The following is a 9,874-nucleotide window of genomic DNA, read 5'->3' on the forward strand; positions in this document are numbered from 1 at the left end:
GTATTTACAGGCCGTTATCAGCTTCTATTTCAAAACTATGAGGATGGCCATTACTAAGGTTATTGCAACTGCCGCTAAGGACATCAGTAAGGAAAGCTTTATATGTTTCTCGATTCTGTTTGTAACTTCAATTAAGTGATCTATATGCTTTGTGTTGTCGATAGGGCTACTATTCTGAGGTTTGTGCTCATAATCGATAGAGGTTTTGTCTGCATAGTTTGCAATAATGCTCCCTCCTGCTCCGGCGCAAGCTAACAACAATACTTGCATGTATAAGTCTAGTTGTAGCGATAGATTTTCAAAATCTGGGTTGGCATGGTCAACAAACAAAAAATAATACTTGGGGAAAAGAATTTGGAATAGAACGCCGTACCCAATGAGTATCATGCCCTTCATAAAACGAATTTGCCGAATTTCAAGTAGCAGGATCAACAGCGTAAAGCCACTGATTGCACCTGTATAAATTCCCATTTCAGGCGAGACTTTTTCGATGATCCAGGGCGTAATGCCTAGCGTGAATAATGCCGCTGCTACAATCGTAGCTATGCCTAGTTTTGCTATCAGCTGTATATTTTTCATTTTTTTACGTACATTCGTGGGCCGGGCGCGGAAGATACCACCGAATTTAGTTAATGGGACAGGTGCATTAAAATTCCGTCACGTATAAGGTCAAGATCATCGTCCGTAAAACCAAGTAACTCACGCTGTTCATAGCGCACCTCAGGTGCGTCACGCTCCGCGCGATCCTTCAAACCATATTGATGAACCCTGGCAATCCGGGCGATGCGCCCAGTGAACCCCACAGTCACGGCGTTGCTATTCCCTCGGACCTTCATGTAGGTCGCGGTACGCAGCTTTTTGAACATCTTAACCTTGCGCTGGATACGGCCTTGCTTGCCGCGCAAGTCCCGCTTTTTCCGTGGTGCATACGTGCTGCCATCCGGGTTTTGCTGCAGCAGCACGCGCTTTTGCTGGCTGCGGCGCAGTTCCTGGCCGATGGAGCGGGCAAGTTGATTGCGGGCGCCTGGCTGAAGTTGCTCAAGCAGGTCGGACGCCCAGGTTTCCAGCGCTTCCAGTTTATTTGTCATCGGCAATCACCCATTCGCTGGCGTTGCCCTGGGAGCCTGGCACCCAGTTCGGATCGAGGTACCCCGCCACTCGTTGCGGCTCGCCGGCATGGCGAACGGTGGTGTTGCCTTGTTCATCCTTGCCGACCACCACCCGTTCCGTCAGGCGCAACGTAAGGCTGAGATCCACTTTGTCTTTATCAAGAATGTCGGCTTCGAACTGGATACCGGTCTGCATGTTCTCGTAGTTTTCCAGCAGCTCCGGTTGGTTGATGCTGATCCAGCCCAGCACGGGCAGTATCACGCTGTCAGGATGCCCCGCGAAGGCAGTCATGATGATCTGCAGGTCGTAGCTGTACTCAAAAGAAAGGGTGGCCGCCGCTGTGCAGCGGACCTTGCCGTTGTCGATGAAGATCAGCAACAGGTCGGGGTTGTGCTGGAACTCGGCCACGGTGGCCAACAGGTGAGCGCGCAGACTTTCGGGCTTGTTCATAGGTTGGCCTGCTGGTGTTTGTAGACCATGTCGACCTGAGCCGCGCAGTCGGCCCAGGCGGCTTCGACACGGTCTTGGTCGGTCAATTGATCGCCGTTAACGAGCGGGCTGGTCGCCGGCAGCTGGCACGGCACCACGGCCGGACAGCCACTGACGATAAGCGTTGGCGCCGGTGAGGGCGGGGCGCTCGCGCAGCCAGCGAGCAGCGTCAGGCAGAGGCTGAGCAGTCCAGTTGCGTAGTTCGGTATTTTCACGTTTTAGTGCCTCTATGGTTCGCTCACGGTTCGCCAGGCCCTGGCGCAACTGATTCTGCTGGGTACGCAGGGCAGATTGGTTCTCCCGTTCCTGTTTCAGGGCGTCGGTGAGGGTGTTGGCGGTTGCCAAGTTGCGGTCGGCGTCGTCGCGGGCGGTCTTGGCCGCAGCGTTTGCCAGCTCAATCTGGCTATCGGCCAGGGAGATGCGCTGTTGCTGGCCCCAGATCAGCAGCGCTAGAGCACCGAGGAGGGCGATGCCATACAGGGCCTGGCGCAGGGTGCTCACGCGCGGTACCAGCCGAGCTTATTCATGGCGGCCGTGTCGAGCTGCGTGATCGGGCCGCGCACGATCACGGCCCTGACGTCGTTCATCAACTGGATGCACTCCGCCAGCAGTTGCATGTCTGTTTGGTCGGTGGATTCCGGGACTACCAGCAGATCGCCGTCCCGCACCCGTAGTTTCTTCACCGCTTCGAGGTCGATCATGCCGCCACTCCTTGCCCGCACTCGCAGCTGGCGTGCCGCTCGTAGGCGCGCTGGAGCTTGGTGTCGTAGAGATTGCGCAGATAGTCCGGCCCGTTGTAGAGCTTGGCGAATTCGGCCCATTTGCGGGCTTTCAGAGGCTTGTGCAGCGCCGGGTCGGCCTCGATGAAGCGAGTAAAGGCCTCGAACTGTTGGGATTCGCCAGCACTCATCGCTGCCACGAACGCCTGCACACTGACATAGCCGAGTCGCTTCCAGTGGAAACCCATGATCTGGAACGCGCCCCAGGAGGCCGATTCCAGCGCGGCAGTGTCATCGATCAAGCGGGCCATGGCCAGGCGCTGGTGTTCAGCGGTACCGCCGATGTATCCGCCGGGCTTTGGGTTGACCAGCGCAGGGTTGGCAATGGCGAGTTGATCAGCGTGGCACTTGAGTTCAGCCGGGTCATCGTTCGCGTTTCGAGGCGTGGCCAACTGGCGGTACATGATGTGGCGTTCGAACAGGATTACCGGCTTGCCGTTGTCGAGAAAACCCTGTCCCTTGGACTCCACCTCATTGACCGCATAGAGGCTCGCCAGTGGTACGCCGAGGCGTTCGGCAGCGGCCACCAGGTCGTTGTCGCGCAGCAACCGGGCGCAGTCACCACCGGCCAGGCTGGCTTGGGTCTTGTGACCGGCAATGCCATCGGCGACCAGGCCGACGTTGACCTGGTACGCACGGACCGCGGCTTCGGTGGCGTCGCCATAGTCGCCGTCCGGTGTTAGCTTGGCACCGTGCTTGTTGAGGCTCTTTTGCAGAATAAGCACCGCTTGCGAGCGGTCGCCGTGGCGAAGGGTGGTCATAGCTGTTCTACCTTCCGGTTGAAAAACCTCTTGGCCGCTGCCCGGGTGCCTTCAACGCCGAGCAGTCCGATCACACCGCCGAAAAATGGCGCGGTGGATGTTGGGATGCCGAGCAGCGCCAGGCCATGGCTTGCAGCCAGGGCCAACGTGCCGCACAGCGGCGCCTCGATCAGCATGCGCCTCAGGGTGCCGCCGCCGTACATGATCCGCAGGGCCGCAATGATCAGGGCTAGAACTCCGGCGTAAAGCGTCGGCCAGTTCTGTTCGAGCCAGGCGGCGAGCCAGGCCCAGGTGTCGAGACGTTCAGGCATGCGCTTCATTCCGTTGTCCAGGGTTGGTGGGTTCAAGGATCTGGTGCCGCAGTGTCAGTCCCATAGGTTCACCATCTGCCGCTGGGGCGCGCTGGTTTGGGCTTCGGGCATGTTGACGACAACGCCTTGCGGCAGGATGGGGCCGTGGTCGGCCAGGCCGGGGTTGGCTTCAAGTACGGCCTCGGTAACGCCAGCGGTGCGGCCGTAATGCCACCAGCAGAGGGCGTCGACGGTGTCGTTTTGGTTGGTGCGGACGGCGACAGGCATCAGATCAGCTCCACGGTGCTGCGGGTGCGGCCGAGGAAGTCGCGCACAGCCCAGCGCAGGTCGCGGCGGTAGTCGCCGATGTTCGGGGTAAGGGCTTCCGCGTTGTCGCTGCCGGTGTTGGTTGCGCTGTAGTCGCGGTAACGCTCGCAAACTTCGGCGCCGGTACCGGCCTCAATCGCACGGCGGTAGAGGTGGACCTTTACCGACACGTCTTTGATGCGGTCCCCGGGTACCTCGGCCAGGGTGGCGTAGCCAGCGGCCTGTTGGGTGGTTCGCCATTCGCTCAGTTCGTTGTTGAGGCTGATCGCGGCGGCGATCACGGCTGTTTCAAGGCGGGCAGGGGTGACGCTGGCGTCGATGCGAAGAGTGGCGCGCAGGCCGTCTAGGTCAATCGACGGCCAGAATGGATCGGTGTTGATATGGCCGCTGGTGACGGTGCCGTTGGCTACAAATGCGCTCATGACTGCACTCGAAAAATAGGTCGCCGGTGGTCGGGGCTCACGTTCAGGAGCAGTGGCCTGGCCGATCCGCCCCGAGCCGGCGGGGTGCGTGGGGACGCTTGGTTAGCTGCAGACTTCTACGCAGAAGGTGCAGCGTGTTTCTTCAGGAGGCGTTCAGCGCCGTCCAAGTCTTTCTTACCGCCGCAGCCGTCGTGCAGCTCGATGGCACGCTTGAGCAAGTCGATACCGGCCTGAAGCTGCCCAGGTTGGCCAGGCTCGCCTGCACTGAGGCCGTGCAAGGTGGCGCGCCCGGTCGCCAGGAAGAGCTTGGCCCGGGCCTGGTCCGGCATATCTTCGGCCTCGGTTAGCTCGACCGTGCGATGCAAGATGCTCAGGTCGAAACGGCCGTTGGCCTTCTGCGTTTTCAGTGCGGCGGTGGCGATTTCTTCTGCCACCAGGCACCCAGTGGTGCGCTCAAAGCGGTCGGGCATGATCAGCTTGTGCTTGAGCACGTACTCGGCAATGTCCAGCGCGCCACTGTAGTCCTCGACGTCGATACGCCAGACCATGACTGTGGTCATCACGTCATCCTGCGCACCCTTGCCGGCGGCAAGTACACCCTCGACATACGGGATGTACTCGGGCAGCAATTGCAGCTTGAGCGCGGCCTTACCCTCGTTGGATTGGATGGCCTTCAGGCGCAACCGGTCCTGCAGCAGCTGATTTAACTGATGCTCGTAGGCGGTGGCACCGGCCATGGATTGCTGCGGTGCTGTTTTCGCCGCCTCCATGGCCGCGCGAGCGCGGCGCTGGTGGGCCTGGGCGATGCTGAGTGCCATGGAGTTAACCCTCGCTGCCGGCTTCTTCGACTGGGGTGATGTTTTCCAGCACGCAGCCCAGGCCGTATTCCTCGACCACATAGGCCTCGTTCGACGATTCGAAGTTGCTGACGCGGTTCCACTCCGGCTCTTCCTTGAGGTAGCGGCGGCGTGCGCCGATCTGCCAGTACACCGACAGGTTGGCGAAGGTAGTGATGAGGATCGTGCCTTCGGGGATGTAGGGCACCTCGTACAGCGGCAGGCCGCCGACGCGGCGTTGCGAGATGATGAGGTCGCTCGCCAGGGTGTTGGTGGCGTCTTGGTCCTGGTTGACCAGGGCCAGGAACTTGTCGTGGACCAGTTCGCGGCCGGTCAGCACGACCAGGCCGGGGTTGCGGCGATACCAAGGGTCCAGCAACTGGATGGCGTCGTAGACCAGGGCGTCGATGTTTTTGAAGTCGCCGGTTTTACCGATGGTGATCTTGCCGGCAACAGCGCCTTCCTTCAGCACGCGGTCAGGCGCGTGGGTGCGGTATTGCTGCAGCCAGCCGATGTTGACGTCTTCCAGCAGCGAGTGCGCGGTGCGGTCGGTTTGTTCGGCAGCCGAAGTGCCATAGAACCCGATCTGGATGCGGTCGAGCGCTTGACGTTGGGCAATGGCACTGGCCAGGCGAGTCTGGAAGTCCGGGAACTTCGCCCAGGCGTCGAGCTGCTTGTAACTGACGTAGGTGTCAAAGTCGGTCTGCTCAGCGCGGTACTTGTCGCTGGACAGGGTGCCAATGCTGCTTGGCTCACGCTTCTTGACCTTGGTGTTGGTACGGCTTGCGACGGTGCTACCGACACCGAGGCCCACCTTTTCACCCTCCTGTTCGTCAACGCCGACGATGTTGATTTTGGTCAGGAACTCGCTCGACTCCTGGATCTTGGTTTCCAGGCGCTGCTGGATGGCCGGGTCGACATTGAACGTGGCGGTGGCCGAGTCAACGCCGTTGAGCTGGGCAACCTGGCTGAGGTAGCCGGTGTAGAGTTTTCGAGTGTCGTTACGCATGGGTGTCTCCGATAGTGGGCTGGGCGGTGAAGGCCGCAGGTCAGAATTCAGCCAGGGCTTGTTTGCCGCCGCCGGTTACCGGTGGGCGCTGGGTTTGGGAGTGGTCTTGTGTGTTGCCGAGGGTAGTTTTCAGCTCGCTCAAGTCTCTGCTGAGCTGCTCTACCTTGGTGTTCAGTTCGCTGGCGAATCGCTTCTCGGCAGCCAACTGGTCCGGCAGGTCTTTGACGTGGTCGGCAATGGCTTCAACCGCCTGGCCGATCTGGGCGAACTCCGCATCGTCTTTCGCCTGTTTGCCGCCCAGGAGCGCTTGCACCTTGCTGAACAGCTGGGCGCCGAGGCCGGGCTTGTCTTCGATTTCCTCAAACTGCAGCTCGGTTTCCACTGCCTCGGTGAACATCGATGTCGCCGAGTAGTGGCGGTCTTTGAATGGGCTGGATTCAGGCTTCTGTGCGGAGAAAGACAGCACGTCGGTGCCAAGGCTGGCTGGGGAGTCGGTCACGGCCAGGCCGACAATGTACGCCTCGCCCGTGTCCGAGAAGCTGTCGTCGATTTCGATTGAGGTGTAGATCTTCTGCTTGGCCTTGTTCATGGCGATCAGGTCGGGCGTGGGCTCGACCTGAGCAAACAGGGCCAGCTTCTTCTGGCCGTTGATGTCCACTTCTTCGGTTTTGACCGCGAGTACGTCGCCGTAGGCTTTGAACGGGCTGTCGGGCAGCAGGCTACGGAAGTGTTCCAGCCAGATGCGGGCACCATAGGTGGACGGGTTGAAGTTTTTCGCCGCCTGCTCCAGCCAACTGCGTTTGATGGTGCGCTTGTCCGAGGTAGCGCCCTCGACGGCGACACGGAACCAGTTGCTGCGAAATTTCTTCATGCCGGAGATCCTCAATGCGTTGGGCGCATGCTTTGACGTAAGCGATGCGTTGCAATGAGAGGCATGGTCGTGACGCGCGCGAGTTGCAGCAACGGGGCGGGATTGTAGGGGGTAGGGCTACAAGGGGCGGCGCTACTGGCTCGCAGGCCAGAGCGGCAGCATCGCGGCCATGACTACGACCGAACTACTCCCCATCGATCCCCGGCGCCAATCCAAGTTTCTGTATTGGATGGGTTGGCGCATTTGCGAGATTGCCGAGGCTACGGGCGAAAAGGAAAAAACGCTACACAGCTGGAAGGCCCGTGATGCGTGGGACCGGGCGGACAACGTTGAGCGAATTGGCGGGGCGCTTGAGGCGCGGTTGGTACAACTGATCCTCAAGGACGGCAAGAGCGGCGGCGACTTCAAGGAGATCGATCTGCTGCACCGGCAGTTGGAGCGCCAGGCTAGAATTCAGCGTTTCCAGGGCGGCGGTACCGAAACCGAACTCAACCCCAACCTTGCCAAGCGCAACGAAGGCCCGAAAAAGAAGGCCCCGAAAAACGAGATCAGCGAAGAGCAGATCGAGGCGCTGCGCGAAGCGTTTATCGACGGCTGTTTCGACTACCAAAAAGACTGGTACCGGGCCGGCAATCAACGGACCCGCGTTATCCTCAAAAGCCGTCAGATCGGGGCTACCTACTACTTTGCTCGGGAAGCGTTTATTGATGCGCTGGAGACCGGGCGTAACCAGATATTCCTGTCGGCTTCGAAGAACCAGGCGTACCTGTTTCGCGGGTACATCCAGGCATTTGCCCGCGAGGTGATCGGCGTCGAGCTGACCGGTGATCCCATCGTATTGCCCAATGGCGCCGAGTTGTTTTTCCTCGGTACCAACGCGCGCACTGCCCAGGGCTACCACGGCAATTTCTACTTCGACGAATTCTTCTGGACCTTCAAGTTTGAAGAGCTGAACAAAGTCGCGTCCGGCATGGCGATGCATAAGAAGTGGCGTAAAACCTACTTCTCCACGCCCTCAACCATGGCGCACGAGGCGTACACCTTCTGGACGGGTGAGCGCTTCAACAAGGGCAAGCCCGCGGCGCAACACACCAAGGTCGATATTTCCCATGGTGCCCTCCAGCAAGGGCGGTTTTGCGAGGACCGGTTGTGGCGACAGATCGTCACCATCCTCGACGCGGAGCAGGGCGGTTGCGACCTGTTCGACATCGAAGAGCTGCGGCGGGAGTACAGCCCCGAGGCCTTCGCCAACCTGCTGATGTGCGAATTCGTCGACGACGGCGCGAGCATTTTCCCGCTGACGGTGCTTCAGCCGTGCATGGTCGATAGCTGGGTCGAGTGGGCCGAGGACTACAAGCCGTTTGCCATGCGGCCATTTGGCGACCGCCAGGTGTGGGTGGGTTATGACCCTGCGGAAACCGGCGACTGTTCCGGCCTGGTGGTGGTGGCGCCGCCGCTGGTACCTGGGGGCAAGTTCCGGGTGCTGGAACGTCACCAGTTCCGAGGGATGGACTTCGCAGCTCAGGCCAGCGTGATTAAGGCCGTCTGCGACCGCTACTGGGTGACCTACATCGGGATCGATGTCACTGGCCTGGGTAGCGGCGTGGCGCAGCTGGTGCGCCAATTCTTCCCCAACGTCACCACGTTCAGCTACTCGCCCGAGGTTAAGGCCCGCCTGGTGCTAAAGGCTTACGACGTAATCCACCGGGGCCGGCTGGAGTTCGACGCCGGCTGGACCGACATGGCGCAATCGCTCATGGCGATCCGCAAGACCATCACCGCAGGCGGTCGCCAGTTCACCTACACCGCCGGCCGCAACGACACCACCGGCCACGCTGATTTGGCGTGGGCGCTTTTTCACGCATTGCACAACGAACCGCTGGAGGGGCAGACCTCTGCCAATACCGGGCGGATGGAGATTTTTTGATGTCGAACCGCCGCAGAAACAGCAAGCAGACGCCTGCCGTGGTAACGCAGGAGTTTATTCCGCGCAGTGCCAGCAAGATCGAGGCGTTTAGCTTCGGCGACCCGTCACCCGTGCTGAGCGGTCGGGAGGTGTTTGATTACCTGGAGTGTTGGTTTAACGGGCGGTGGTACGAGCCGCCGCTGTCCCTTGACGGCCTGGCACGGTCGGTGGGTTCCAGCGTGCATCTGCATTCAGGTTTGATGTTTAAGCGCAACCTATTGAGCAAGACCTTTATCCCACACCGGCTGTTGTCGCGCGCGGCGTTCGAACAGTTCGCCCTGGACTTCCTGTGCTTGGGCAACGGTTATCTGGAAGGGCGGCGCTCGATGCTCGGCCCCGTACGCGAGCTGGTGCCGCCCCTGGCGAAGTACATGCGCCATGGCAAAGACGGCCGGCAATTCATGGTCCAGGGCTGGAAGGAAGCGCATGAATTTGAACCGGGCACCGTCTTTCATCTGCGGGAGGCGGACCTGCACCAGGAAGTGTATGGTCTGCCGGAGTGGATCAGCGCCTTGCAGTCAGCGCTGTTGAATGAGTCGGCCACGCTGTTTCGCCGCAAGTACTACGAGAACGGCAGTCACGCTGGTTTCATCCTCTACATGACCGACGCCGCGCAGAACGAAGCGGACGTCGACTCCCTGCGCAAAGCGCTGAAGGACTCGAAGGGGCCTGGCAACTTCCGCAACCTGTTCGTGTACTCACCGAATGGCAAGAAAGACGGGTTGCAGATCATCCCGGTCAGCGAAGTGACGGCCAAGGACGAATTCAACTCGATTAAAAACCAGACCCGCGACGACGTGCTGGCCAGCTTGCGCATCCCGCCGCAGCTGATGGGCATCGTGCCGCAGAACGCGGGTGGGTTTGGGTCGATCAGGGAGGCGGCGCAGATTTATGCGGCGAATGAGCTGGAGCCGATTCAGGCGCGTATGGCGCAGGTGAATGACTGGCTTGGGGAGGAGGTTGTGCGGTTTAGGGCTTATGAAATTCCCGTAGGGGCATAAGACCTATTTCAGG

At 60.1% G+C, this 9,874-nt stretch carries 14 protein-coding genes and 1 pseudogene; 2 read left to right on the forward strand and 13 right to left on the reverse strand.

Annotation, left to right across the window (positions count from 1 at the left end; translation table 11 throughout):
- Nucleotides 1-24 precede the first annotated feature (24 nt).
- The 13 genes and pseudogenes from ACWKV4_RS04835 to ACWKV4_RS04895 form a co-directional block, all read right to left on the reverse strand.
- A complete protein-coding gene (locus tag ACWKV4_RS04835; protein ID WP_483830822.1) occupies nucleotides 25-579 on the reverse strand; it encodes a hypothetical protein in 555 nt (184 codons plus the stop codon).
- A 50-nt stretch (nucleotides 580-629) separates the two neighbouring features.
- Nucleotides 630-1,088, reverse strand: a complete 459-nt coding sequence (locus tag ACWKV4_RS04840; protein ID WP_483830821.1) for a phage virion morphogenesis protein — start codon at nucleotides 1,086-1,088, stop codon at nucleotides 630-632.
- Entirely contained in the window at nucleotides 1,078-1,560 is a 483-nt protein-coding gene (locus ACWKV4_RS04845) for a phage tail protein (RefSeq protein WP_483830820.1), read from the reverse strand. Before ACWKV4_RS04845 ends, ACWKV4_RS04840 begins: the two co-directional genes overlap by 11 nt.
- A pseudogene (lysC, locus tag ACWKV4_RS04850) lies at nucleotides 1,557-1,742 on the reverse strand (Rz1-like lysis system protein LysC); the annotation flags it as partial. The pseudogene lysC and the gene ACWKV4_RS04845, both read right to left, overlap by 4 nt.
- Nucleotides 1,657-2,100 carry an Rz-like lysis system protein LysB gene (gene lysB, locus ACWKV4_RS04855; RefSeq protein ID WP_483830819.1) on the reverse strand — a complete coding sequence of 148 codons (444 nt, stop codon included), beginning with the start codon at nucleotides 2,098-2,100 and terminating at the stop codon, nucleotides 1,657-1,659. The gene lysB and the pseudogene lysC, both read right to left, overlap by 86 nt.
- Nucleotides 2,097-2,300 (reverse strand): hypothetical protein, encoded by a 204-nt coding sequence (locus ACWKV4_RS04860; RefSeq protein WP_483830818.1) that lies wholly within the window; start codon nucleotides 2,298-2,300, stop codon nucleotides 2,097-2,099. Before ACWKV4_RS04860 ends, lysB begins: the two co-directional genes overlap by 4 nt.
- Nucleotides 2,297-3,139: an N-acetylmuramidase domain-containing protein gene (locus ACWKV4_RS04865; RefSeq protein ID WP_483830817.1), complete on the reverse strand. Its 843-nt coding sequence runs from the start codon at nucleotides 3,137-3,139 to the stop codon at nucleotides 2,297-2,299. Before ACWKV4_RS04865 ends, ACWKV4_RS04860 begins: the two co-directional genes overlap by 4 nt.
- A complete protein-coding gene (locus ACWKV4_RS04870) occupies nucleotides 3,136-3,459 on the reverse strand; it encodes a phage holin, lambda family (protein ID WP_483830816.1) in 324 nt (107 codons plus the stop codon). The genes ACWKV4_RS04865 and ACWKV4_RS04870 overlap by 4 nt, the downstream gene beginning before the upstream one ends.
- Before the next feature lie 45 nt (nucleotides 3,460-3,504).
- Entirely contained in the window at nucleotides 3,505-3,717 is a 213-nt protein-coding gene (locus ACWKV4_RS04875; RefSeq protein WP_483830815.1) for a tail protein X, read from the reverse strand.
- A complete protein-coding gene (locus ACWKV4_RS04880) occupies nucleotides 3,717-4,178 on the reverse strand; it encodes a head completion/stabilization protein (protein ID WP_483830814.1) in 462 nt (153 codons plus the stop codon). The genes ACWKV4_RS04875 and ACWKV4_RS04880 overlap by 1 nt, the downstream gene beginning before the upstream one ends.
- 116 nt (nucleotides 4,179-4,294) lie before the next feature.
- Entirely contained in the window at nucleotides 4,295-4,996 is a 702-nt protein-coding gene (locus tag ACWKV4_RS04885; protein ID WP_483830813.1) for a phage terminase small subunit, read from the reverse strand.
- A gap of 4 nt (nucleotides 4,997-5,000) precedes the next feature.
- Nucleotides 5,001-6,023 (reverse strand): phage major capsid protein, P2 family, encoded by a 1,023-nt coding sequence (locus tag ACWKV4_RS04890; protein WP_483830812.1) that lies wholly within the window; start codon nucleotides 6,021-6,023, stop codon nucleotides 5,001-5,003.
- 40 nt (nucleotides 6,024-6,063) lie between these two features.
- Nucleotides 6,064-6,894: a GPO family capsid scaffolding protein gene (locus ACWKV4_RS04895; RefSeq protein WP_483830811.1), complete on the reverse strand. Its 831-nt coding sequence runs from the start codon at nucleotides 6,892-6,894 to the stop codon at nucleotides 6,064-6,066.
- A gap of 169 nt (nucleotides 6,895-7,063) precedes the next feature.
- Between ACWKV4_RS04895 and ACWKV4_RS04900 the strand changes: the two genes are divergently transcribed.
- The gene (locus ACWKV4_RS04900; protein WP_483830810.1) at nucleotides 7,064-8,821 is read left to right on the forward strand and encodes a terminase ATPase subunit family protein; all 1,758 of its coding nucleotides are present in this window, start codon (nucleotides 7,064-7,066) and stop codon (nucleotides 8,819-8,821) included.
- Complete coding sequence (locus tag ACWKV4_RS04905) at nucleotides 8,821-9,861, forward strand: phage portal protein (RefSeq protein WP_483830809.1); 1,041 nt, start codon at nucleotides 8,821-8,823, stop codon at nucleotides 9,859-9,861. The genes ACWKV4_RS04900 and ACWKV4_RS04905 overlap by 1 nt, the downstream gene beginning before the upstream one ends.
- The last annotated feature ends 13 nt before the right edge of the window (nucleotides 9,862-9,874 follow it).

Source organism: Pseudomonas artemisiae, assembly GCF_057128685.1.